This is a genomic window from Halorhodospira abdelmalekii (genome assembly GCF_016583625.1).
Taxonomy (GTDB): Bacteria; Pseudomonadota; Gammaproteobacteria; order Nitrococcales; family Halorhodospiraceae; genus Halorhodospira; species Halorhodospira abdelmalekii.
In genome coordinates this window covers 54,057-77,268 of record NZ_NRRN01000001.1, presented here as the reverse complement: position 1 = coordinate 77,268, position 23,212 = coordinate 54,057, and the positions used below count along the sequence as shown (strand labels likewise).

General features: G+C 63.8%; 20 protein-coding genes and 1 tRNA gene. 9 read left to right on the top strand and 12 right to left on the bottom strand.

The window, feature by feature from the left end; genetic code table 11:
* Nucleotides 1-71: 71 nt before the first annotated feature.
* A tRNA-Arg gene (locus tag CKO15_RS00365) sits at nt 72-148 on the bottom strand.
* A gap of 234 nt (nt 149-382) precedes the next feature.
* Nucleotides 383-1,429 (bottom strand): AI-2E family transporter, encoded by a 1,047-nt coding sequence (locus tag CKO15_RS00360; RefSeq protein ID WP_242464440.1) that lies wholly within the window; start codon nt 1,427-1,429, stop codon nt 383-385.
* Nucleotides 1,430-1,897: 468 nt separating this feature from the next.
* On the opposite strand from CKO15_RS00360, the gene CKO15_RS00355 reads away from it, so the two are divergent.
* Nucleotides 1,898-2,980 (top strand): alpha/beta fold hydrolase, encoded by a 1,083-nt coding sequence (locus CKO15_RS00355; protein WP_200191346.1) that lies wholly within the window; start codon nt 1,898-1,900, stop codon nt 2,978-2,980.
* 67 nt (nt 2,981-3,047) lie between these two features.
* On the opposite strand, the gene menE is transcribed toward CKO15_RS00355, so the two are convergent.
* The 7 genes from menE to CKO15_RS00320 form a co-directional block, all read right to left on the bottom strand.
* Complete coding sequence (gene menE / locus CKO15_RS00350) at nt 3,048-4,502, bottom strand: o-succinylbenzoate--CoA ligase (RefSeq protein WP_242464439.1); 1,455 nt, start codon at nt 4,500-4,502, stop codon at nt 3,048-3,050.
* 20 nt (nt 4,503-4,522) lie between these two features.
* Nucleotides 4,523-5,680, bottom strand: a complete 1,158-nt coding sequence (gene menC, locus CKO15_RS00345) for an o-succinylbenzoate synthase (RefSeq protein WP_200191344.1) — start codon at nt 5,678-5,680, stop codon at nt 4,523-4,525.
* Nucleotides 5,681-5,700: 20 nt separating this feature from the next.
* Nucleotides 5,701-6,552 (bottom strand): 1,4-dihydroxy-2-naphthoyl-CoA synthase, encoded by an 852-nt coding sequence (gene menB, locus CKO15_RS00340; protein WP_200191342.1) that lies wholly within the window; start codon nt 6,550-6,552, stop codon nt 5,701-5,703.
* Complete coding sequence (menH, locus tag CKO15_RS00335; RefSeq protein ID WP_338035959.1) at nt 6,549-7,328, bottom strand: 2-succinyl-6-hydroxy-2,4-cyclohexadiene-1-carboxylate synthase; 780 nt, start codon at nt 7,326-7,328, stop codon at nt 6,549-6,551. Before menH ends, menB begins: the two co-directional genes overlap by 4 nt.
* Nucleotides 7,322-9,115 (bottom strand): 2-succinyl-5-enolpyruvyl-6-hydroxy-3-cyclohexene-1-carboxylic-acid synthase, encoded by a 1,794-nt coding sequence (gene menD, locus CKO15_RS00330; RefSeq protein ID WP_242464438.1) that lies wholly within the window; start codon nt 9,113-9,115, stop codon nt 7,322-7,324. Before menD ends, menH begins: the two co-directional genes overlap by 7 nt.
* 34 nt (nt 9,116-9,149) lie before the next feature.
* The gene (locus CKO15_RS00325; protein WP_200191340.1) at nt 9,150-10,469 is read right to left on the bottom strand and encodes an isochorismate synthase; all 1,320 of its coding nucleotides are present in this window, start codon (nt 10,467-10,469) and stop codon (nt 9,150-9,152) included.
* 337 nt (nt 10,470-10,806) lie between these two features.
* Nucleotides 10,807-12,438, bottom strand: a complete 1,632-nt coding sequence (locus CKO15_RS00320; RefSeq protein ID WP_200191338.1) for a methyl-accepting chemotaxis protein — start codon at nt 12,436-12,438, stop codon at nt 10,807-10,809.
* Nucleotides 12,439-12,696: 258 nt separating this feature from the next.
* On the opposite strand from CKO15_RS00320, the gene CKO15_RS00315 reads away from it, so the two are divergent.
* Genes CKO15_RS00315 through queE form a run of 6 tightly spaced genes read left to right on the top strand, consistent with a single transcriptional unit; the run spans nt 12,697 to nt 19,902 of the window.
* Nucleotides 12,697-14,484: a glycoside hydrolase family 15 protein gene (locus CKO15_RS00315; RefSeq protein WP_200191336.1), complete on the top strand. Its 1,788-nt coding sequence runs from the start codon at nt 12,697-12,699 to the stop codon at nt 14,482-14,484.
* Nucleotides 14,481-15,854: a trehalose-6-phosphate synthase gene (locus CKO15_RS00310; protein ID WP_200191334.1), complete on the top strand. Its 1,374-nt coding sequence runs from the start codon at nt 14,481-14,483 to the stop codon at nt 15,852-15,854. The genes CKO15_RS00315 and CKO15_RS00310 overlap by 4 nt, the downstream gene beginning before the upstream one ends.
* The gene (locus CKO15_RS00305) at nt 15,851-16,903 is read left to right on the top strand and encodes an ROK family protein (RefSeq protein WP_200191332.1); all 1,053 of its coding nucleotides are present in this window, start codon (nt 15,851-15,853) and stop codon (nt 16,901-16,903) included. The genes CKO15_RS00310 and CKO15_RS00305 overlap by 4 nt, the downstream gene beginning before the upstream one ends.
* A complete protein-coding gene (locus CKO15_RS00300; protein ID WP_200191330.1) occupies nt 16,900-18,228 on the top strand; it encodes a GAF domain-containing sensor histidine kinase in 1,329 nt (442 codons plus the stop codon). The genes CKO15_RS00305 and CKO15_RS00300 overlap by 4 nt, the downstream gene beginning before the upstream one ends.
* A 9-nt stretch (nt 18,229-18,237) precedes the next feature.
* On the top strand, nt 18,238-19,254 hold the full coding sequence (locus CKO15_RS00295; protein ID WP_200191328.1) for a 6-carboxytetrahydropterin synthase: 1,017 nt from the start codon (nt 18,238-18,240) through the stop codon (nt 19,252-19,254).
* 9 nt (nt 19,255-19,263) lie between these two features.
* Nucleotides 19,264-19,902: a 7-carboxy-7-deazaguanine synthase gene (gene queE, locus CKO15_RS00290; protein WP_200191326.1), complete on the top strand. Its 639-nt coding sequence runs from the start codon at nt 19,264-19,266 to the stop codon at nt 19,900-19,902.
* 54 nt (nt 19,903-19,956) lie between these two features.
* Here queE and CKO15_RS00285 read toward each other — a convergent pair whose 3' ends face one another.
* Both CKO15_RS00285 and CKO15_RS00280 read right to left on the bottom strand, forming a co-directional pair.
* Nucleotides 19,957-20,637, bottom strand: coding sequence for an alpha/beta hydrolase (locus CKO15_RS00285; RefSeq protein WP_200191324.1), 681 nt, complete (start codon nt 20,635-20,637; stop codon nt 19,957-19,959).
* A 170-nt stretch (nt 20,638-20,807) separates the two neighbouring features.
* Nucleotides 20,808-21,182 (bottom strand): phasin family protein, encoded by a 375-nt coding sequence (locus CKO15_RS00280; protein ID WP_200191322.1) that lies wholly within the window; start codon nt 21,180-21,182, stop codon nt 20,808-20,810.
* A 260-nt stretch (nt 21,183-21,442) separates the two neighbouring features.
* Here CKO15_RS00280 and CKO15_RS00275 point away from each other — a divergent pair, with 260 nt between their 5' ends.
* Nucleotides 21,443-21,652 (top strand): cold-shock protein, encoded by a 210-nt coding sequence (locus CKO15_RS00275; RefSeq protein WP_200191321.1) that lies wholly within the window; start codon nt 21,443-21,445, stop codon nt 21,650-21,652.
* 329 nt (nt 21,653-21,981) lie between these two features.
* Nucleotides 21,982-22,500 (top strand): metal-dependent hydrolase, encoded by a 519-nt coding sequence (locus CKO15_RS00270; protein WP_200191319.1) that lies wholly within the window; start codon nt 21,982-21,984, stop codon nt 22,498-22,500.
* 72 nt (nt 22,501-22,572) lie between these two features.
* On the opposite strand, the gene ampD is transcribed toward CKO15_RS00270, so the two are convergent.
* Nucleotides 22,573-23,184 (bottom strand): 1,6-anhydro-N-acetylmuramyl-L-alanine amidase AmpD, encoded by a 612-nt coding sequence (gene ampD / locus CKO15_RS00265; protein ID WP_338035958.1) that lies wholly within the window; start codon nt 23,182-23,184, stop codon nt 22,573-22,575.
* Between the last annotated feature and the right edge of the window lie 28 nt (nt 23,185-23,212).

Here is a 23,212-nt window from a genome sequence, read left to right as displayed (position 1 = left end):
AGGCCCGACGAGGATCTCGAGACCATTCAAGGGGCTAGAGGAAGGCTCGGACGATTTGAAAATATCAGAGATGGCCCGCCCGGCAGGATTCGAACCTGCGACCTTCGGCTCCGGAGGCCGACGCTCTATCCGGCTGAGCTACGGGCGGTTCCTGACTAGGCCGCTCAGTATAACGCACCATGCACTGCCTCACCACCCCTTACTGCTGCACGGTGGCATCACCACCCGACTCTACGGGCGGTCACCTCGAAAACCTCCAGTTACAGCTTCTGCTATCAGTGGATTGACCGACTGAGTACGAGTGGTTCCGTGTTGCCGAGGCTGGGCAACGCCACCATGGCCGCACAATAGTCTACGCAGACTTACCTTGAAGGCTAGGCTGCTAATCGGCCCGATCGCTGAGCATCACGCCGATCCAGCGCGTCGCCGGCTGCGCCTCCAGAGCGAGCTTGGCGATCATGGTCAGCGGGATCGACAGCAGCATCCCCACCGGCCCAAAGACCCAGCCCCAGACCAGCAACGAGATCAGCACCACCAGCGGCGAAAGCCCCAGACTGCGCCCCATCAGGCGGGGCTCAATGACGCTGCCGATGGCCACATTAACGCCAACAAAGAGCGCCGTTGCCAAGATCGCCTCCACCCAACCACCACCCACCAGGGCGATCAAGACCGCCGGCACTGCGGCGATAATCGAGCCGACGGTCGGTACGAAGTTGAGCAGGCCGGCCAAGATGCCCCACAAAATGGGGAAGTCGACACCAATCAAATAGAGACCGATGCCGACCGCTAGGCCCGTAGAGAAGCTCGTCGCGCTCTTGATGAAGATGTAGCGATCGACCGCCCTGAGGAAGCGACGCATGCGGACCCGCCCGCGCCGACTGCTCGGAAAGGCCGCGGCAAGCTTCCCCGGCAGGGTACTCTCCTCAAGCAGCAGGAACATGAAGGCGAGCAACACCAGGAAGGTCGCCGCCGTAAACTGAGTGATGCCGCCGGCGATCGACGCCGCTGCATCGGCGAAGGTCCCCACCGCCGGCAACGGGATCTTATCGGGCAAGGCCTCATTCGGTACGCCTAGCCCCATCAAGTAATCGCGCAGTTGCTGAAAGAGCGCACCGATATGCGCCTGATACTGCGGCGCCTGTGCGGCCATCGTCTCCACCGCTCCGCGCAGCGCCAAAAAGAGCAGGAAGAAGAAGAGCCCGACGACCAAAAAGAGCGCCATCACGGCAAGCGGCCCCGGCACCCCGCGGCGCTGCATCCAGTTCAGCGGGGTCGCCGAAGCGATGGCCAAAAAGGCAGCAAGAAGGAGCGGGTTGACGATGGAAGAGACGGCCTGGAGGCCAGCCAGCACAACGACTAAGGCGGCACCGCCGACCAGCCAGTACCAGGCGTTGGGCAAATTCGGTATACGCTTCTTAGTCGAGACCAACGCAGAGACCTCCTGCAGGGATACTAAGTTTCTCAAGGGTGAAGCCAGCCCTTGATGTACCGCCATAAGTGCACAGGCCAACTCATGCGACTGACTTTACTTACGCAAAGTTTAGCAACAGCTGTTCGCGCAGTCGGGGCGAGCCATTCGAGTGCGCATCCCGCCTGGCTATCGTAGAGGATCCCAGAGCGACGACCAAACCGCAGCGCAGCCTTCCACCTAAATCGCGCAGCGATTCGGGAAGTGGTGGGGACGATACGCGGTGCGCTACACTGCGCAACGGGCGGCGGCTCGGACTCCAGCCGCAGCGTTGCGTCGGTTGCAGGCAGCCCCCCTGCTGTGGGCCTTACCGTGGGCCCTGGCCCGGGTTTTAGCCTTCCCTCGCGCAATGCCAACTTCGCGCCGTGAGCGTAGCTCGACGAGCGTCGCCCAGCAAGCCTCTTTGAGCGACAGAAGTAGGAAGCCGAGATGACACGAAACAGGCGCTGGAGGCGCGCTGGGAAGTTCTTCCTTGGGCTTCTCGGTGGGCTTGTGCTGCTGATCGGCGTCGGGTTCGCCAGCGTACCGTTGTGGATCGATTCCGCACCGGCACCGGGTGCCCCCGCCGCTGCCCTCGGCGGGGAGACGAGCCGCTTTGTGACGGTAGCACCGCCAGAACAGCTGCCGGTCGAACTGCACTACCTCGCCGCCGGACCCGACACGTCAACAGACGAACCAGCCGAAGGGTCGACGGATAACGTCGTGGACGAACCTGAAGCGCAGCCAGTGCCACTGATGCTGCTGCACGGCTTTACCCTCAACGTCCACTCGTGGTCTTCGCTGATGCCGCGGCTGGCTGAGCGCCATCGGGTTGTCGCCTACGATCAGGTTCCGTACGGACTCAGCGCCAAGCCCGACCCGGCTGAGGTCGGCAGCGCCCCCTTCACCCTGGAGGCCGCTGTTGCCCACTGGCGCGCCCTGCTCGATCACAGCCTCGATCACGGGACGCTGGCAGAACAGAGGGTGGTGCTCATCGGCAACTCCTCCGGGGCGGCCATCGCCCTTGAGGCGGCCTACCGCCACCCCGAACACGTCCGCGGCCTGGTGCTGATCAACCCCATGGTGACGGTCGACCGCCCGACCCTGCCGCACTGGCTGGCGGCCACTCCGCAGATCGAGCACTTGAATCTCCTCGCCGCCCGCTGGATCGGTCAACGCCCCTGGCTGCTTGAGGCCTCGTACCACGACCCGGCACGGCTCAGCGAAGAGCGCCGCGCCCTGGCTACCATCCACGACGAGGTCGCGGGGTGGGATCTGGCCTGGGCCGAGATCTTTCGCCGCGCCCTGATCGAGCCGCTTGATGTCGAGCAGGCGCTGGCGAAGGTCGAGGTGCCGATCTTGGTGATCATCGGTGCTGAGGATCCGATCATCCCGGCGGCCGACTCGCATCAGGTCGCTGCTCGGCTAAAAAGCGCCGAGACCGTCGTGATCGACGACTGCGGTCACGTCCCGCACGAGGAGTGCCCAGAGGCGGTCCATACGGCAATCAAGCAGTGGCTTAGCGAGCGCTAACAACGACGCTGGCACGCAGCCGTGCTGTACCCATGGGGGTGGTCGAGCGCTTTTCCCGGGAGGCCGATCAATCGTCGTCCTCAGCCGCAGCGATTCGCTCCAGATCACGGCGCTGCGGTTTCAACCCGCCATACTCCGGCAACGGCCGGTAGGCCACCGGCAGCTGGTAGCTCGCTAACCGCTCGCGCAGCCACGCTTGCAGCTCTTCGGCTGCCGGCATCGCCCCGGCTGCAGCGAGGAAGGCGACCGGTCGAAAACCGAACTCGGGGTCGGGACGCGGTACAATCACCGCCGCATCGATCTGCGGATGGCGTGTCAGCTCGCTCTCAATCTGCTCCGGCTGGATATTCTCACCGCCGCTGATGAACTGATTGTCCTTACGCCCGATGATCTCCAGGCGCTGCCCCTGCCAGCGCCCAAGATCGCGCGTCTGAAACCACCCTGCCGCGTCGGTTGCCGCCTGCACCCGCCCCGCCTCGAGGTAACCGAGAAAGAGCGTTTCGCCACGGACCCAGATCTCGCCATCGTCGGCGATGTGCAACTCGCGGTACGGCAGCACCGCGCCACGCCCCGCCGGATCGTGCGTCACCACCTGTGAGGCCATCTCCGTCAGCCCGTAGCTGAGCCAGCACGCCAGCCCACGCTCTGCGGCGGCCGCCAGCAGCGACTCAGCGACTGGCCCACCCCCGAGCAACACCCGCTGCAGCTGCGGTAGTGGCTCAGCTGCGGCGAGCAGACGACGCAGCTGCGTCTCGACCAGCGAGACGTAATGGATTGCATAGCGACGGAGAAAGTCGGCATCCTCGGCCCGCCCTCCGAGGACCATCGTCGCCCCGGCGGCCAGCGTGCGAAAGAGGATCGCTAAGCCACCGACGTGATTCAACGGCAACGAGAGCAGGTAGCGCGATTCAGGCTGCAGCGGCATCTGCTGTGCCGCGCCCTCGGCACTGCGAACGTGGTTGGCGTAGCTGTGCACGGCAATCCGCGGTCGCCCCGTCGAGCCGGATGTCAGCACGCCGGCACACGGGCGATCGGCACGAAAGTGCCAACATAGTGCCGATTCGTCGACTCCACTCCGCCGCTTACGGCTTACCGGCGGCGCAGCCTGCTCCCAGTCAGAACGCTGCAGCGCCGCACCGGGCTGCGGGATCTGCCCTTCCAGGCCGTGCTCATCGAGCAGTTCGCGCAGCGCCCGATCGGGAAGGCGTTCGCTCAGCGGTAGGGCATAAGCGCCGGCTCGCAGCAGGGCGAGCCAATCGATCACCCCGGCAGCCGTTGTGCGGATGCGCAGCGCCACCCACGCCCCCTCGCGCAGCCCCTGCGCCCGCAGCGCCAGCGCCCGTTCGCTCACTGCGGCATCGAGTTGATGAAAGCTCCAAGTGCTACCCTCGGCGGTCAGCAGCGCTAAGGCATTCGGGAAACGGTGCGCGGCCCGCGCCAGCAGGCAGGGAAATTCTGCAGGGGCCCCGCCACCCGCTGCCTCCCCATCTCTTGCAACCCTCACATCACTCATATCACTCATATCGCCTGCTGCGTGGCCGTTCACAGCCACTCTCCGCACCACTGCAACGCCTCCCGCGTCCAAACCGGTTTGGCCGCCTCGGTGGCCTGGCTCTGCAACGGCTCCAGCAGCGCTGCCGGCCACGCCCCAAAGGTATCGAGCCCGGGCGGATCGGCCAGCCCCCAGTAGCGCTGCAAGCGAGCGTAAAAATCGAGCGTCAGGTTGCTTTCGAAGGCGGCACTAAGTAGCACTTGCCGACCGGCGTACTGCGCCGCCGCAGCCCACTGCGCGGTCGCCGTCAAGCCGGTTAGCATCGGTTTTAGGACGATGCCGTAGAGTCCGGGTGTGCTCAGATCGGCGTGCGGCTGCTCGCGCAGAGTCTCATCCCAGGCAAAGGGGATCGCGCAGTGCGCCGTCCACGCCTGATAATCGGCGCCGGCGTGCAACGGCTCCTCAATCATCTCGATTCGCTCAGCCGGCAGCGCCTGGCAAAAGGCGTGCGCCTGCAGCAGAGACCAGGCGCGGTTGGCATCGAGGCGCAGCCGCACCGACACAGGGAGGTGCGTCAACAGCCACTCGAGCTTCTCAATCTCCTCTGCCAGAGGCGCCCGCCCCACCTTCACCTTTAGGCAGCGCACGCGCCCTTCTGCCTCAACAACCGGCGCTGCCAAGCTCTCGGTCAGGACCGTTAGTTCCATGCGCGAAGGATCGATCAGGCGACACGGTGTGATCGTCGGGATCGGCGGCAACTGCGCATCACCACTGAGCTGTAACCAGCCGCTCTCCAGCCCATAGCGAACCGCTGCCGGTAGGGCGGCGAAACCGGGTAAGGGCTCCGCAGCCGGCGAGCGTGCTCCGCTTGATCCGGCACCCGGTCCCGCCGCTGACTCCACCGCTGACCCTGCCACCGATCTGGCCAAGGGCGGCTGCAGCTGCGGCAGTTGCGGTACGCATCGGGCGGCCTCACCACCCGCCGCTAGCCACTCGCGTGCAGCCTGCTCACACTCGCCGAGCGACTCGGCGCTAAATCCCGGCAGGGGGCTGATCTCGGAGTAGACGCGCGCACCGGCAGCGCTCTGCCACTCCAGCAGCAGACCCTCACGCCAGCTCAGCGGCGCCGGTGGCTGCAGCGGTACGCTGTAACGCCACACCGTAAGCCGCTGCACCCGTGCTGCGGTTTCGGCTTCGGCTCCCGCCATCACCCTTAACGCTGCCCGCCTTAGGGTTGGCGCTTAAAGCGTTGGAAGTCCGGCTTGCGCTTCTCCAGGTAGGCGTTGCGCCCCTCCTGGCCCTCTTCGGTCATGTAGAACAGCAACGTCGCATTGCCGGCCAGTTCCTGAATACCGGCTTGGCCGTCGACCCCGGCGTTGAAGGCCGATTTCAGCGCCCGCAGAGCCAGCGGCGAGTGCTCAAGGATGCGCTGACACCACTCCACCGTGACCTGCTCCAACTCCGGCAACGGCACTACGGTGTTGACCAGCCCCATATCCAGCGCCTCTTGGGCGTCGTACTGCCGACACAGGAACCAGATCTCCCGGGCCTTCTTCTGCCCGACGATGCTCGCCATGAAACTCGCCCCGAAACCGCCATCGAACGAGCCGACGCGCGGACCCGTCTGGCCGAAGCGGGCGTTCTCCGCGGCGATGGTCAAGTCGCAGACCATGTGCAGGACGTGGCCGCCGCCGATAGCGTAGCCAGCCACCATGGCGATCACCGGCTTGGCACAAGAGCGGATCTGGCGCTGCAGATCGAGGACATTCAGGTGGTGAGTGCCACCCTCGTCGCGGTAGCCGGCATCGCCGCGCACCCGCTGATCGCCACCGGAGCAAAAGGCCAGATCGCCCTGTCCGGTGAGGATGATGACCCCGATATCGGCATCGAAGCGGGCGTCAGCCAGCGCCTGCTGCATCTCCTCGACGGTGCGCGGACGAAAGGCGTTGCGCACCTCGGGGCGGTTGATGGTGATCTTCGCGATCCCAGCTGCCTTATGGTAGAGGATATCCTCGTAACCGGCCGAGCAGTCTTGCCAATCGGCCCCTGGAATGATGGAGCTGTGTGCGTCTGTACTCATGGTTCTGTTCGCTCACCTTCGAGTGTGCCGTGAATGACCCGGGCGACCCGCTCAGGCGCCTCGGCGTGGCAGTTATGCCCGAGACCTGCCAATTTGGCAACCCTCAAGCGGGGCAGCTGCGCGGCGAGTTCATCGGCTAGGGCGGAAAACTTCGTATCTTCGCTACCGGCGATGAAGGTTATGGGAGCGGCGATCTCGGCCAGCACCGGGCGCATATCCGCCTGTTTCGCCAGGCTGGCTGCCCGCAACACGGCAGCGAGGTGGTGGGGGGAGTGGCGGGCGCGGCGCTCGATCAAAGCGCGCCGCTGCGCTTCGCTGAGCGAGGCAAAGACCGGCTGTCGATACCACGCGGTTAGCGGCTCCGGCCACGGCTCGGTGGTAAAGCGCTGCGCCCACTGCTGATCGGCCGCCCAGCGCTGCGCCCGTTCAGCGGCACTGCGCAGCCCAGGATGCGCCCCTTCGAGCAGCAGTGCCGTGAGCCGCGCGGCCCGCTCCGGCTGCGCCGCCCACTGCAGGGCCAACCGCCCGCCGAGCGAGTAGCCGAGTACGGCGAAGCGCTCCGGTAGATGCCGCTCAAGTGATGTCCATAGCGCCTCGGCCAGCTCCGGCAGGCTCTCGGCCGCGACCACTTCACCGGCGTGTCCCGGCAGTTGCGGGGCCATGCAATGCCAATCAGGCTGCAGCGCCTCGGCGACCGGCGCCCACTCCTGCGGATCGCCCATAAAGCCGTGCACCAGCACCACCGTAGGGCGTCCCGCCTCGCCCCAGCTCAGCACCCGCCGCCCTCCACCTCCGCTAGGCGGCGCAGCAACTCCGTTAAGCGCTCGCTGGCTTGCTGTGGTGCGCACGGCACCTCAAGGAGACTCGCCCCGGGGTGGGCGCACGCCTCGCGATAGACCGCTTGCAGCGTCGCAACATCGCTACAGCGGCGATACGGCAGAGCGAACTGCGCGGCAGCGTGGGCGAAATCGCGCCCGTGCGGCATGCGAAAGAGCTGGCGCTGAACGGCTGGATGGGTCCGCGCCGGCAGCCAATCGAAGATGCCGCCGCCGTCGTTATTGAGCACGATCAGCACCAGTGGATGTGGCACGGCGGCTGCGAGCTCGAGGCTGTTGAGATCGTGGAGCACGGAGAGGTCGCCGAGTATCGCCGTGACCCCGGGGCTATGGTAAAACGCGTGACCGGCAGCGGTTGCGATCAGCCCGTCAATGCCGCTGGCTCCGCGCTGGGTAATGCACGGCTGTCCGCTGACGGCGGGAGCGAGCAGATCGCAGATGCGGATGGCGAGGCTGTTGCCGGGAAAGAGGGCCATCTGCTCCGGCAGTTCAGCGACCGTCGTGGCAACGGCGCTGAGTTCATCCAGCTCGCCGTTAGGCGGAGCCGTGGCTGTCAAGGCTTGCGAGAGGCAGCGATCCTGAGTCGTGCGCGCCGCCGCCAAACCGGGCAGCGGCGCCTGTTGCGGCGGCTGCAGTGTTTGACAGAAGGCAGCGATATCGCTGTAGAGGGGCTGCGCGCGCCACGCCGGGTCGTGAATATCCGTATAGGGGCTGACTAGGTAGTGCTCGGCGGTGTGCTGGGTGAGCCACTGAGCAATGCGCTTTCCGGTCAGACGGCCACCGAACTGAAAGACTTGGCGGACGCCGCTAAACGCCTCGCGACCGGCCGCGGTCGCCAGTAGCAGTTCACCGCCGCCGATCACACAGCGGTGATCGGTGAGGCGCAATTGACTGCCGATATCGGCGAGGATCGGGATCGCGGCCGCCTCCGCACACGCCAGCACAGCCGCCGCCTCGCTCTCCTTGAGCGCCCCGGCAACGAAGAGCAACGGCGGCTGCAACGCCACCGGCTCCCCCTCGTTGCCCTCTACACCGCACCCTGAGCCGACCGGCGTCGCTAACGGTGCAGGCGCTGGCGCGGTGGGCTGAGCGAGCCACACCGCCGCCGACTCGCCTCCACCGTAGAGCGGCTCTCGCAACTGCACGTTGATATGCACCGGACCCGGTGCCTGTGGATCACAGCCACGACGCAGCACCGCATCGAGGCGCAACGCCAGCCAACCGGGGCTCAAGTGCAGATCGGGCGGCGGCAGCGAGACCTCGGCGCGCACATGCGGAGCAAACAACCCTGGCTGCGTGATCGCCTGATTGGCACCACAATCGAGCAGTTCCGGGGGGCGATCAGCGGTCAGCGCAATCAGCGGTAAGTAGCTGTAGCGCGCCTCAACCAGTGCCGGGTAGAGATTCGGCAGCGCCGTTCCGGAGGTCGTTACAATCGCCACCGGACGCTGGCGTTGTCGACACAAACCGAGAGCGTAAAATGCTAGACCACGCTCATCGAAGTGGGTATGCAGAGTGAAGTGCGGTCCGGGCTCTGCCGACTCTGCATCTTGCATACGACCAGCCGCCAGCGCCAACGGGGCGCTGCGACTGCCCGGGGCGATGCAGAGATCTCGGACCCCGTAAGCCGCCAACCGCGTCAAGATCGCAGTGGCCCAAGCTGCGGTCAGATCGTGAGATGTATCACTACCAGCCTCGCTACCAGCCTGGCTCATCTTTTCCGTCAAGCTCAGTCCTTGTCCTTCGGCCAATTCTTAGCCCTTAGCCCTTGACCGCGGCCAGGAACGACTCGATCTTCGCTTCCAGTTCCTGCCACTCGACCTCCGGATCGGAGCCCTCGACAATACCGACCCCGGAGTAGCACCACGCCCGATCGCCGGCGACCAAGACCGAGCGAATAGCCACCGCCAGCTCGGAGACACGCGGGGCAATGACGCCGATAGCACCGCTGTACCAACCGCGCTGAACCCGCTCGTGGCGTGCGATCAGCTCGTGTGCCTCGCGCCGTGGGAAGCCGCAGACCGCAGGGGTCGGATGGAGCGCTTGCAGCAACTCCAAATCGCCCACTCCCTCTTTCAGGGTGGCGCGGATCGGCAAGTGGCGGTGCTGAATTCGATCGAGCTTGAGCACACCGGCCTGTGCCGGCGCCTCGGTGCGCGTCACCCAGGGGGTGAGTTCACCTTCGATGTAGCGGGTAACCCAGTCGTGTTCGCGGACCAACTTCGCGTCGTTGCGCAGCGCCGCCTCCAGACTGCGATCCTCTTCGAGCGTATCACCGCGGCGGACCGTGCCCGCGAGCGATTCGGTCAACACCTCTTGCCCTTCACGGCGGAAGAGTCGCTCTGGGGAACAGCCCATAAAGAGCCGTCCGGCGTATTCGATGGCAAAGGAGAAGCTGCCCGGGCTGATTCGCTGCCAGCGCGCTAGCGTTGCGAAGGCGGGAAGCTCCTCAGCCAACTGCAACTCTACCTGCCGGGCGAGCACCGCCTTATGGATTCCGCCAGCCTCAATCTCATCAAGAATTGCGAGGATATGGGCCTTGCACGCGGCGTAGTCGAGCTCATCCCGGCGCAGCAACACTTGTACTCCGGCGCTCTGCTCAGCGCTAATACAGGCTGGTGGAGCCTGCAGCCGACCCAACAGCTCGATGAGCCGAGTCTTATGGCGCACAAACTCCGCCGCACTCTCGGCGTAGAGGTTGACGGCCAGCTGGAGTTGTCGGTGCTCGCGGCGCAATTCAATCGCCGGCAGCAGCGCCACAGCGGCGGGGAAGCCGTGCCAATGATCACGTCCGGGTGCCTCATCAAAGGCAAACGCACACAGCAACCCGGCATCAGCAGCGCTCGCTAGGGCATGAGCCCGCTCCAGTAGCTGCGGGTACTCAGCACTCGTCGATGCACTCAAACAGACCGCCTGACCGATACCGCCAATCTCCAGCCGCTGATCGCGATCGCTCCAATAGCTGCGCTCAGCCCACGGGTTGACGTGTAACCAAGCAACCGGATCGGCCTCAGCAACCGGCACGACTAAGCGTTGCAGCTCGCCGGGAGCCAACTCCCACTCACGAACTTGCTCAAGCAAGCGATGAACGACGCACTCCCACGACAGCGGCTGCCTGCCGGCCTCTCCAGCGGAGCGGTCAACGGGTAGAACGGTGGTACTGGCGCATTGCGGGCTATAGGACATTGCGATTACGGCAAAAGGCTATTTTGAGCTGTTCTGGGCTAGATTCCGGGCTAGATCCCGGGCTGTAGCTGGTTTCATGGCCACGCTCTGCCGAGCTGTGTTCTGGATTCTGGCTTGCTTGAGCCACACGGGGCCTTCTGGTGCGAACAACATGCAGTAAGATGGTCGTCACCCAAATGCGATCTCCCCGTAAGAGAGGCGGTTCGGCGTCGATCGGCCACCCCCGCCCGCATCACCGCTGGCGCACTGCCACAGTGCCTCGGCGCTTCCCGAAGCGGTCGGTCAGTGCCGTCATTCCCGTGATTCGATCGGTCACCTCGCGCAGCCGTTCGTCGGTATTGTGCGACTCCTCGGTCACCCGGCCTGAGACTTCCTCGATATTCGAGACACTGCGAGCAATCTCGTTCGCAGTCGCGCTCTGCTCTTCCGTCGCCGTAGCAATCTGCCCCGTCATATCGCGAATCTCGTTAACGGCCGCATAGATCTCCTGTAAGGCGGCATTCGATTCGCTCGCGTACTCAAGGGTCTGCTCGGCGCGCTGGGAACTTTCGCGCATCGCCTTAACCGCCTGGGTTGAGCCCTGCTGCAGCGACTCGATAATACTCCCGATCTCCTGGGTCGACTGCGAGGTTTGACCGGCCAATTTCCGTACCTCCTCAGCGACGACCGTAAAACTGCGCCCGGCTTCGCCGGCGCGGGCCGACTCGACCGAGGCGTTGAGCGCAAGCAAGTGCGTCTGCTTGGTGATCTTCCCGATCAGCGCCGAGGCCTTGCCGATGCGCTCGGCCTCACTATCGACCCGATCGATGATCTGCGCTGCATTTTCGATCTCGCTGACCAAGGTACGCACGGCGTCGGTGCTCTGTTCGACCGTGCCCCGCCCGCGATCGACCTGCTGCCGCGCGTGCTGCGTCGCATCGGCAGCAGCAGCGGCGTTGCGCGCGACCTCATCGACCGTCGAACTCATCTCCTCCATGGCCGTAGCAACACTCCTCGTCTCATCGCTTTGCCGCTGCGCCTCATCGCGCACCGTCTGCATCGCCCCGGTGACATTTGCAGCGCTGCGCGCCAACCGGCGCGAATCGTCGCCGAGACGCTTAGCCACCGCCTCGATCTCGGTGCTCAGAAAGAGCCGGCTCAGGTCAATGGCCGTGCCGTCATTGCGCGCCCCGAAGAAGATCTCCTCGGCCAGCGGATCGTCCAACAACTCACGCGCCTGACGCTCGGCATGCTGGAGGTAGCCGAGCGCCGGCAGCAATGTGGCTAGATAGAGCACCACCCCGCCGCCACCCAAGGCCCACTGTATGCTGTCCGGGAATGGCACAAGCAGCGCCGCACCGATCATCACCGCCCCAACGACCGCCCCGGCCAATGCCAAGGACCGAGCACGAAAGCGCCGCCGCCCGATCGTTTGCGCCAACTGCTCCGGGGGCTCACCCTGGTCGGGCTCAGCCGCCCGCAGCTGCGCATAGAGCTTGCTCGCCCGCTCAATGGCGGCCTCATCGAGCACCCGCTGACGCACCGACTGGATCTCAACCAGCTGACCGCGCTCATCTAAGATCGGGGTTGCATAGGCATGAACCCAATAGTGGTCGCCATTCTTGCAACGGTTCTTAACGAGCCCCATCCACGAACGACCAGCACGCAACTGTCGCCACATCTGCGCGAAGACGACCCGCGGCATATCAGGGTGGCGAATCACGTTATGGGGCTGGCCGATCAACTCATCCGGCCGATAGCCGCTGATCTTGACAAAATCGTCATTGATATAGCGGATCTTGCCCTTCGCATCGGTGGTCGAAAGGATGTTAGCCCCTTCCCACACCGTGACCTGTCGCTGTGTGACCGGCTCGTTGATTCGCATTGAGCTCTCCTCGGGCGATACACCCCTCATCGGCGGTCGGTCGGCGCTCGCACGAGCGCTGGCATGGTCTACCGCAGCCCCCGCGGCGCGCACCCTACCTTGAGGGCATTGCGCTGGTGATTATACGGCCTCCACCGGGTAAAGTCATGGAGGGCGCGCTGTTGTCAAGCGGCGGTTGATTCCGGCAGGGAGGCTGTCGCATGATCGACCGTGCGTGAAATGGATGCGTGAAGCTCAACAGCATCGGGGGGAGACCGTGTGAGCACTCTCGACCAAGCGCTTGTTGGCAATTGCGGGTACGCCGCACTGATCAGCCGCCAAGCAGAGGTGACCTGGGCCTGTCTGCCACGCTTTGATGGCGAACCAGTCTTCTGCTCACTGCTCGGTTCACCGGCCGCCGGCGAGGGGCACGGGCGTTTTGCCATCGAACTCGACCGCTTAGCGCGCAGCGAACAGCACTACGTTCGCAACACCGCGATCGTCGTCACCCGACTCTTCGATGCCGACGGCGGGGCCATCGAAGTGACCGACTTCGCACCGCGCTTCGAGCAGTTCGGTCGGACTTTCCGCCCGATGATGCTGATTCGCCGCGTACGTCGACTCGCCGGCTCGCCGCTGATGCGCATTGTGGTCCGCCCCGTCTTCGATCACGGTCGCACCCCTCCCCGCCTAACGCAAGGCAGCAACCATCTACGCTACATCGGACCGGCGCAGGTGCTGCGGCTGACGACCGACGCCTCGGTGACCGCCATCGTCGATGAGACCTCCTTCATCCTAGAAGATGAACTCAATCTGATCTTCGGTCCCGATGAGACACTACAAAATGCACCGGCTGAAACCGGCGCGCAGTTTTACGAACACACTTGCACCTACTGGCAGGAGTGGGTGCGCAGTCTCGCAATCCCGTTCGAATGGCAGGAGGCGGTCATTCGGGCCGCCATCACCCTGAAGCTCAACACCTACGAAGACACCGGTGCGGTCATCGCTGCTGCGACGACCTCCATTCCCGAGGCCCCAGATAGCGGCCGCAACTGGGACTACCGCTACTGCTGGCTGCGCGACGCCTACTTCGTGATCAACGCGTTGAACCGTCTCGGGGCGACGCGCACGATGGAGAACTACGTCCGTTACATCATCAACCTGATCGCCACCAACGGCGAGAGCGGACTGCGTCCAGTCTACCGCATCAATGGCCGCGCCGACCTCCATGAGACCATCGCTGCCGGGCTTCCCGGGTACCGCCAAATGGGTCCAGTGCGGATCGGTAATCAGGCCTACGAACAGCAACAAAACGATGTCTACGGCTCGGCGATCCTTGCCACCGCTCATCTCTTCTTCGATGAGCGCCTGCGCCGGCGCGGCGATGAATCGGTCTTCCGACGCCTCGAAGAGCTCGGCGAACGGGCCGTTGCCATCTACCGCGAACCCGATGCCGGTCCTTGGGAGTTTCGTGGCTTTGCCAAGGTCCACACCTTCTCAGCGGCGATCTGCTGGGCGGCAGCACGGGTCTTGGCCGCCATTGCCAGCAAACTCGGCTTCGCTGAACGGGCCGAGTATTGGCGGCAACGCGCCCATGAAATGGCCGCCGTCATCAAGCGCGAGGCTTGGAACGAGGAGCGCCAAACTTACGTTGCAAGCTTCCGCGGTGAATCCGTCGATGCCAGTCTTATGTTGCTCTACGAGTGGGGGTTTTTGCGTCCCGACGATCCGCGCTTGGCGAGCACGGTACGCGCTGTCGAACAAGAGCTGCGTCAGGGCGACTTCCTCTTTCGTTACGTCCACGAAGACGATTTTGGCAAACCGCATACGGCCTTTCTCACCTGCACCTTCTGGTACATCGACGCCCTAGCCGCGGTTGGCCGCGAGGATGAGGCACGGCGGCTCTTCGAGCGACTCCTCGAGTGCCGCAACCACGTCGGCTTGCTCTCTGAGGACATCGATCCCCATACTGGTGAGCTGTGGGGGAATTTCCCTCAAACCTACAGTATGGTCGGACTGATCAATTCGGCGATGCGCTTGAGCCGTAGCTGGGAGGGCGGACTGTGAGCAGGCTGGTTACGATCTCCAACCGCGTGGCGCTGCCGAGCCAATTGCAGGCCGCCCAAGGTGGGCTTGCGGTCGGGCTGCGGGCCGCCTTGGAGGAATCTGGCGGCATCTGGTACGGCTGGGACGGCGGTGTCGATGAGCGCATCACGGGTCCGCGCGCGCCGCGCGTGCAAACCCACAACAGCGTTCGCTACGCCACCCTGCGACTGAGTCGAACAGAGTACGATCGCTACTACCTCGGCTTTGCCAACCGGGTACTGTGGCCGCTGTTTCACTATCGGATGTCGTTCGTACACTGCCGCAACCCCCTTCTGGAGGGATACTGGGAGGTCAATCGACTCTTTGCCGAGCACCTGCCATCGCTGCTCGACGGTGACGAGATCATCTGGGTTCACGACTACCACTTCATCCCTTGCGGCGAACTGCTGCGTGAGCAAGGCGTCACCGCCCCGATCGGGTTTTTCCTGCATACGCCCTTCCCACCGTGGGATATCATCCGTGCCCTACCCGATCACTCCCGTTTCCTGCGCGCCCTGTGCCGATACGACTTGATCGGCTTCCAGACGACCATTGATCGGGACAACTTTCTCGACTGTCTGCGCCATCTCGACCCACAGCCCACTCCCTTGCCGCGTGCCGAGGTCTTCCCTATCGGTATCGATGTCGATCAGGTCGCGAATGCGGCGCGGCGCGGCTTTAACTCTCAGCAGGGCCGGCGACTCGAGCAGAGCCTACGTGATCGCCGCCTGATTATCGGCGTCGATCGGCTCGACTACAGCAAGGGGCTGCGCAACCGTTTCGAGGCCTACGAGAGCCTGCTTGAGCAGCACTCTGAGCACCGCTCCGATATCGTCTTTCTCCAGATCGCTCCGGTCTCCCGTGGTGATGTCCCCGAATATGAGGAGATCCGGCAGCACCTTGAGTACATGGCCGGCCATATCAATGGACGGTTTGCCGAGTACGACTGGGTGCCGCTGCGCTATCTCAACCGCGGCTTCCACCGGACCAACGTCTTGGGCTTCCTAGCCCGTTCACACGTCGGCTTGGTCACGCCGATGCGCGACGGCATGAACCTGGTTGCCAAGGAGTTCGTCGCCGCGCAAAACCCGGAGAATCCGGGAGCCCTGGTGCTCTCACTCCACGCCGGTGCCGCCCAGGAGCTCGACAGCGCGCTGCTGGTCAACCCGTATAACGTCGACGATGTGGTCGACGGTCTGCACCGCGCACTGACCATGCCGCTAGCCGAGCGTCACGAACGCTGGCAAGCCATGATGGCGAGCTTACGGCGCAACGACATCCATCGCTGGCGGACCGATTTTGTGGATGCGCTTCACGATGCGCACCGAGCTCGCGTCGCGGGGGCCCTGTGAGTGGCTACCTGTTAGCCGATATTGGTGGCACCCACACGCGGGTCGCGCTCGCCACCCCGGGTCAGCCGCCCTACGGCGTGCGCCGCTACCGCAACGCAGAACTGACCTCGCCGACCGCCGCGCTAGCGGCGCGTTTAGCGGAGGCGGATGCCACCGCCGTCGTGAGCGGTAAGCGCTTGATCGTCGCTGCTGCCGTAGCCGGTCCTATTCGCGATCAACACGTTCAACTGACGAATATCGACTGGGAGCTCAGCGCCTCGACGCTGGCTCAAGCCACCGGCGCACACCGTGCGGTGCTGGTCAATGACTATCAAGCGCTGGCGCGCGCCCTGCCAGAATTACCAGCGACGGCAACGACCCCGATCTTTCAGGGCCAGAGCGATTCGGCAGGCGCGCTGGCTGTTCTCGGTCCCGGTACCGGTCTCGGCGTTGCCGGGGCGCTGCCGACCCCATGGGGCTGGGGGGTGATCAGCGGCGAGGGCGGCCACGTCACCCTTGCTGCTGCCGACGACGAGGAGACCGCGTTGCTGGCTGCCCTACGTGCCGAGCAGGGGCACGTCTCCGCCGAAGATCTCCTCTGCGGCAGCGGTCTTGCCCGTCTGCACCGGCAGCTCCACGGCGTCACACTACCGCCCGAGGCCATTACTGCAGCCGCCCAACGTGAAGAGCCACCCGCTCGGCAGACGCTCGATCTCTTCATGCGCTTTTTGGGCACCACGGCTGGCAACCTGGCGTTGACCCTCGGCGCAACCGGCGGTCTCTACTTCGCGGGGGGGATCCTAGCGCAACTAGGCGCTGCCGCTGTCGCCTGCTCGCGATGTCGTGAACGGTTCATCAGCAAGGGCCGATTCCGCGCCTACCTCGACCCGATCCCTATCCATCTGATCGACGATCCGGCCGGCGCTGCCCTCCTCGGTCTACGAGCCTGGCTCGATGATCGTAGGGATACACTGCAAACGACTGCTTCCTCACAACCCGATTCGGCGCCTCCCCCCAACGCCCGTCATGCCCCCTCCACACCGCCTGACCAGGGCAGCGAGCGAAGATGACCCACCACGTACACACACACTCCCCCCCCATCCCGCACGACGAAGAAGAGCGCCTTGCGGCCCTGTACGCCTACCACGTCCTCGATACCGAACCCGAGGAGGCCTTCGATCGGATCACCCGTCTTTGTTGTCAGCTGCTCGGTGTGCCGATCGCCTACGTCGCCTTGGTCGATCGCCATCGCCAATGGTTTAAGTCGACTTGCGGCCTAGAGCTGCACGAGACCCCGCGCGAGATCTCGTTCTGTGCCCACGTCGTCGGTAGCGCTGAACCTTTGGTCATCAGCGATGCCAGCGCCGATCCGCGCTTTGCCGACAGCCCGCTCGTCACCCAGACTCCACACTTGCGATTCTACGCTGGTGCGCCGCTGCTGACCCCGGCTGGTCACTGTCTCGGTACACTCTGTATCGCTGATCGCGCCCCACGAATACCCACCAGTGGTACACTCGATACGCTGCAGCAGCTCGCCGCCATCGTCGTTGACGAGCTTGAGCAGCACCGCATCAGGTTGCTGCTGCGTCAAGAGCGTGAACGCTCACAACGCGCCACCCTTGAGTTGGCCCGCCTCAATGCCGAGCTCAAACAAGCGAAGGAGGAGGCTGCACGGGCCAATCGCGCCAAATCGGAGTTTTTGGCCGGAATCAGCCACGAGCTGCGTACCCCTTTGAACGCTGTATTGGGCTTTGCACAAGTGCTCGAACAGGAGGTCGCGGCAGGGGCATCGACCACACAGGTACAATACGTCGAGCAGATCCTCAAAGGGGGGCGCAACCTGCTCGAATTGATCGATGAGCTGCTCGGCTTGGCACGGATTGAGTCGGGCCGCATCGAACTGACCGAACAGCGTTTTTCGATTGTGCCGCTGCTTGAGGAGGGCGCCGAGCTCGTGCGCGGTCTAGCCGCGGCACACGGTGTGACGGTGACGCTTGAGAGCGATGAGAGCGCTGCCGTTCAGCTCACCGTTTGTGCAGATCGCTCGCGTATCCTGCAGGCGGTACTGAACTTGATCACCAACGCAGTCAAGTACAATCGCCGCGGCGGCTGGGTACAGCTTGAGGCGCGCTCAATCGGCGGGGTCTGGGTGCGCGTCTCGGTCAGTGACTCCGGCATCGGTATTCCAGTGCCCCGTCAACGCGAACTGTTCCACCCCTTCAGTCGCCTCGGGCGGGAGACCTCGGGCATTGAGGGCACCGGCATCGGGTTGGTGGCGGCACGCCGGTTGGTCGAGCAGATGGGGGGGCAGATCAGCTTCTCTAGTGAAGAGGGGGTTGGCTCGGTCTTCTGGATCGACATCCCACAAGCCGAGCAAGACCCGAGTCAAAACTAAAAGTGATCGATGACGAGACTACAGTACACCGCTAGCCTGCCTTTTGAAGCCGCCCGACGTGATGAGCGCGGGTGGCACGGCCACTCGTTTCGCCTGAACGTGCGCAGCGATCCGCTGTCGCCTCCGACCGATCCAGAGATGTGGCTGCAGCGATGCCGCGAGGTCATCGCCCCGCTCGATTACAGTCTGCTCAACGAACAGTGTGAGGCCATCGACGACGCTACCCTCGCCACACACCTTATGGCACGCTTACAGCAACTCGGCACTCAGCCAGCACGGGTCGAGCTGCGCAGTGCCCCAGAGCGCGGCGCTGTGCGCAGCCACAGCAACGCTACGCCTCACTGGAGATGGCACCACTTCCGTTTCGAGGCCGCCCATAGGCTACCGAATGTCCCAGCTGACCACCCCTGTGGTCGCATGCACGGTCACAGCTATCGCGTCGTACTTGAGGCGGGCGGGGATGAACAGGCCGAGGATTTGGCAAGACTCTGGGCTCCCATTCAAGCGCAGCTTCATCGCGGTTGTCTCAACGACATCCTCGTCAATCCGACCAGCGAGCGCCTAGCCGAGTGGATCTGGCTGCGACTGCGTCGGCACTCTCCCGGCCTTTGGCGGATCCAGGTCCAAGAGAGCGAACACTCCGGCTGCGCCTTCGACGGCACGACCCATACGATCTGGAAGGCACAACGATTTGAGGCGGCAACGCCGGCGGGTGCTGCCCGTGAGGTGCACGGCCACGGCTACCGACTGCGACTCTATCTGCGTGCACCACTCGACCCCGATCTGGGCTGGACCGTTGATTACGGGGAGGTCAAGGCTGCCTTTGCGCCCCTGCGTGAAGCGCTTGATCACCGGCGATTGGATGAGATTGCAGGACTGCAGCGCGGGGATCTTGCCGAGCTCGGGCAGTGGCTACTGAAGCGGGGGCAGGAGTCGATCCCAGCGCTCTATCGTGTCGATATCCACGAGGATGAGCAGCGCGGTGTGATCGTCGCCCTGGATGAGGCAGAGGACGCGCGCGGCTGAACGATATCCATGTACGCCGTACACAGCCTTTTTTACTCGCTGCAAGGTGAGGGCGCCTGGAGCGGCCGACCGGCGCTCTTTCTGCGCTTTAGCGGCTGTAACCTATGGAGCGGCCGTGAGGCCGATCGCACCAGCGCGCAGTGCCGCTTCTGTGATACCGATTTTATCTCCCGTAACGCCCCCGGCGGAGGACGCTACACCAGCGCTGAAGCGCTCGCTACAGCAGTCACCCAACTCTGGCCACGAGAAGACAGCGCCCCTTACGTCGTCTGCACCGGCGGCGAACCAGCGCTGCAACTCGACCCGCCGCTCATTGAGGCGCTGCAAGCCCGCGGCGCAACGATCGCCATTGAGACAAACGGCACGCTAGCCCTCCCGCCCGGGATCGACTGGGTCTGCGTCAGCCCAAAGGCCGGCACGGACTTAGTCGTGACCAGCGGCGATGAGCTCAAGCTCGTTTACCCACAAGCCGGGCTCGACCCACAGAGCTATCTGCACTTACCGTTTCGCCACTTCTTCTTACAGCCTCTTGATGATCTCGATGACTCAGCTTGCGCCTCCCACACCGCGGCCGCCATCACCTACTGTCTGCGCCACCCACGCTGGTCGCTGAGCGTTCAGCTGCACAAGCGCCTCGGCATCGAATAGCTGTTTTTTTTGCTCCTCCAGGCACGCTCCTGCGCTTGAGGTGTGAAAACTGGCTCAAGCGAGATGCGTACTGGTGAGTCGGCGAGCAAGCCAATCGTCGACCTGCTCAATCTCTGGCATACAGACGGCGTGCTCCATCGGGTACTCGTGCCATTCGACCGGGTAGCCTGCCTCTTCAAGACGGCTGCGGGCGCTGCGTCCGAGTTCGATCGGCACAATCGGATCGTGGGCACCGTGGGCGAGCAAGATTGGTAACGAGACCGATTCCGCCGGAGTGATCTGTGCCGCTTGCGGCAACCACCCGGAGAGGGCAATCACCCCGGCCAACGGTTGTTGCTCCTGTAGCGCACTGTAGAGCGCAGTTGCCCCGCCCTGGGAGAAGCCGGCCAGCACAATGCGCTCCGGCGCTACGCCACGCGCCTGTTCGTGAGCGAGCAACCGTTGCACGTGCGAATAGGCGGCCGCGACCCCGGCAGCGTCCTCTTCGATGCCGGCACCGAGTCCGAGAATGTCGTACCAGGCACGCATCGCCATACCACCGTTGACCGTCACCGGCTGAACCGGGGCGTGAGGAAAGATAAAGCGCACGCCGATCTCACGAACCTTGGGGAGTTGATCGACAATCGGCACGAAATCGCTGCCGTCGGCTCCCAACCCGTGAAGCCAGATCACACTGGCGGTAACGGCCCCAGTTGCACTGGTCCGTTCGATATGCTCAAGAGGTTGCTCGCTCATAGTCTCTCCTTCAGCACTCTGTCAGTGCGTACACCCAACGCCAAAATGCGACCGGCCCCGGACCTCAGGCAGCATTTGCTCGCCTAGAGCCCCGGGGCCGACGCTGCGGCCGGTGCCGCTACCCTCTACACACCGAGCAGTGCGGAAGACACACTGCACAGGGCCGACCGTTAGGCGGCGTTTTGGTTCGGTGCGCGAAAGGGGACAAAGTTGCCGAGCTGATCGCGGACCGCCTTCTGCATCTCCTCGTTCATGGCTTGGCCCATCTCGGTCAACGTCCGGGCGTCCTTAACGAGACGATCACTGGTCTCACGCAGCAGCTCGCTGCTGTTGCGCATGTAGCTCTGCACCTGCTCCGGCGTTTGCAGCGTCGCCGCCTCACGCAGCTGCCCCACCGCGACGTCGGCGTAACGGCGCGCCATATCGATCTGGTACTCGGCCATCTTCTCCCAGTGCTCCAGGGCTTTGCCGTTGAGCTGGCGAGCCGGCTCCAGATAGTTGCCCCACTGGTTCGTCATCTGCTTCAGCATCTCTTCGTTCATCATGGCACGACTCCTCTGACTGCATATCCACTTGAATGTGTTGCGCTAGATCCTGTGCTCATCGAACACGAATCCTTTTGTGTTGCGGTGCATCATAGCAACCCGTATCGTGCAATGCAACATCGAGCGAAGAAAAAAAATTGTCGCATCCGGGTTCTTTTCGTCGCGGTTTGTGTCACTATGTCGGTGCGGGCTTGATGAGGCCCCTGAAGATGGGGATGAGCGCCGCACGTTAGCAAATGAAACATTAGAGGTTGTTCGAGATGTCAGAGCGTCAACAAGGTACGGTCAAGTGGTTCGATAACGCGAAAGGTTACGGCTTCATCAGCCGTGAGGGTGGTGAGGACGTCTTCGTCCACTTCCGTGCCATCCGGGGTGACGGCTTTCGCTCACTCGACGAGGGGCAAGCGGCCGAGTTCAGCGTAACCCGTAGTGCTAAAGGCCTGCAGGCCGAGGACGTCGCGGCCCTGTAGGTCGAAGTCGCCACGGCCAAATTCCGGACCATTCACCGAGTATGGTGAATGGTCCTTTTTTTTCCCCACCCCCCACCCAGATCAGCCCTCACCAGTCGACTGTGTTCCTGACTCCCTGTCGAACGGTCCCTACACCCTCGTAGAGCCACCCGCTCTCTCTTCCACAAGTGGCCAGTATACCGGTAAGCGGCGGCACACCTGCCGAGGTGAGGATAGCGCATGCTCACGCGTACCATGCATTTTTTCTTAATCTATGTTAGAATAAGCGCTACTTGTTGATTCTACTTCACCCCTTCTCATTCAAGCCACTGGACCCACCCGCTCCGTCCATGACCTTTGTCACCCACGTCCTATTTGGTGTTACCTGCTACATTCCGATCAGTGCACTCCTCGGCTACCCCCCCACCCTCAGCGGGGCCGCGCTCGCCGCGTTCGGTGCCCTGTTGCCGGATATCGATGAGCCGCGGTCGTGGATCGGCCGTCGCTTCCTCTTTCTGTCGCAACCATTGCGAACCTTCTTCGGCCACCGCGGCATCACCCACTCCTTGGCCTTCTGTATCTTGATCGGCGCGCTGCTGGGCTTATTAAGCCACAGCTACGCTCTCCCTGAAGGGTTGGCCTTGGCGATCCTCATCGGCTACGCCTCGCACCTGATCGCTGATGCCGTAACACCAGGCGGCATCCCCTTGATGTGGCCCTTTAAGGGGCGCTACTCAACACCCTGTACGGTGCGCACGGGTGGAGCCGGCGAGATGGTCATCTTCTTCGTGCTGCTCGTCGGCCTGGTTCTGGCGATCGCCGAGTTCACGGCCTTCAACCCAGACCAGTTCCAGCACTCCCTACGGTGATTGAGGCCTGGTGGCCATCGGCAGTTCCAGTCGTTTCAGCCCTCCTCTCGCCAGTCTACGACTGCAAGCGACCTAGCGCGTCAGGGCACGATCAAGGCGCGTCCACTCGAAGCTCGGTCCCGGATCGGCCTTACGCTGCGGAGCGATGTCACGATGCCCGACGACGCGCTCGCGCACGAGCAGCGGATAGATCGCGTAGAGCTTTTCAATCAGGCGGATCAGCGCCGCGTATTGAGCCTCTGTATACGGCAAGAAACCGTCGCCGACCAATTCGATACCGATAGAGAAAGCGTTGCACTCAAAACGCCCGCGAAACGAGGAACGACCTGCATGCCACGCTTGCCGATGCAGCGAGACATACTGCGTCAATGCGCCGGCACGATCGATTAGGAAGTGAGCGGAGACCCGCAGCTGAGCCGCGTTGACAAAGTAGGGGTGAACGGTGGAGTCGAGATGGTTGGTGAAAAGCCGATCAATCCAGAGGGTATCCAGGTGCCCTGGCGGCAAGCTGATGGCGTGGATGACCAGCAACTCGACCGCACCCTGGGCTGGGCGTTGACTGTGGTTCGGCGAGAAGACCTGCCGCAGCGGCCGCATCCAGCCGCTCGCCGCATCGAAATGGAGCGCGGCGGCGTGAGCCTCATCAAGGGGCCCGCCGCGAGGCCATACGAACGACTTACCCACACCGCTGCGCTCCGCGATCTGCGCCGCC

What these genes read in the sequence shown, in the direction of transcription:
- CKO15_RS00280 (WP_200191322.1), bottom strand. Translation starts at nt 21,182, where the DNA reads ATGATGAACGAAGAGATGCTGAAGCAGATGACGAACCAGTGGGGCAAC.
- CKO15_RS00355 (WP_200191346.1), top strand. Translation starts at nt 1,898, where the DNA reads ATGACACGAAACAGGCGCTGGAGGCGCGCTGGGAAGTTCTTCCTTGGG.
- CKO15_RS00275 (WP_200191321.1), top strand. Translation starts at nt 21,443, where the DNA reads ATGTCAGAGCGTCAACAAGGTACGGTCAAGTGGTTCGATAACGCGAAA.
- queE (WP_200191326.1), top strand. Translation starts at nt 19,264, where the DNA reads ATGTACGCCGTACACAGCCTTTTTTACTCGCTGCAAGGTGAGGGCGCC.
- CKO15_RS00270 (WP_200191319.1), top strand. Translation starts at nt 21,982, where the DNA reads ATGACCTTTGTCACCCACGTCCTATTTGGTGTTACCTGCTACATTCCG.
- menB (WP_200191342.1), bottom strand. Translation starts at nt 6,552, where the DNA reads ATGAGTACAGACGCACACAGCTCCATCATTCCAGGGGCCGATTGGCAA.
- menE (WP_242464439.1), bottom strand. Translation starts at nt 4,502, where the DNA reads ATGAGTGATATGAGTGATGTGAGGGTTGCAAGAGATGGGGAGGCAGCG.
- CKO15_RS00295 (WP_200191328.1), top strand. Translation starts at nt 18,238, where the DNA reads ATGACGAGACTACAGTACACCGCTAGCCTGCCTTTTGAAGCCGCCCGA.
- CKO15_RS00285 (WP_200191324.1), bottom strand. Translation starts at nt 20,637, where the DNA reads ATGAGCGAGCAACCTCTTGAGCATATCGAACGGACCAGTGCAACTGGG.
- CKO15_RS00300 (WP_200191330.1), top strand. Translation starts at nt 16,900, where the DNA reads ATGACCCACCACGTACACACACACTCCCCCCCCATCCCGCACGACGAA.
- menC (WP_200191344.1), bottom strand. Translation starts at nt 5,680, where the DNA reads ATGGCGGGAGCCGAAGCCGAAACCGCAGCACGGGTGCAGCGGCTTACG.
- CKO15_RS00320 (WP_200191338.1), bottom strand. Translation starts at nt 12,438, where the DNA reads ATGCGAATCAACGAGCCGGTCACACAGCGACAGGTCACGGTGTGGGAA.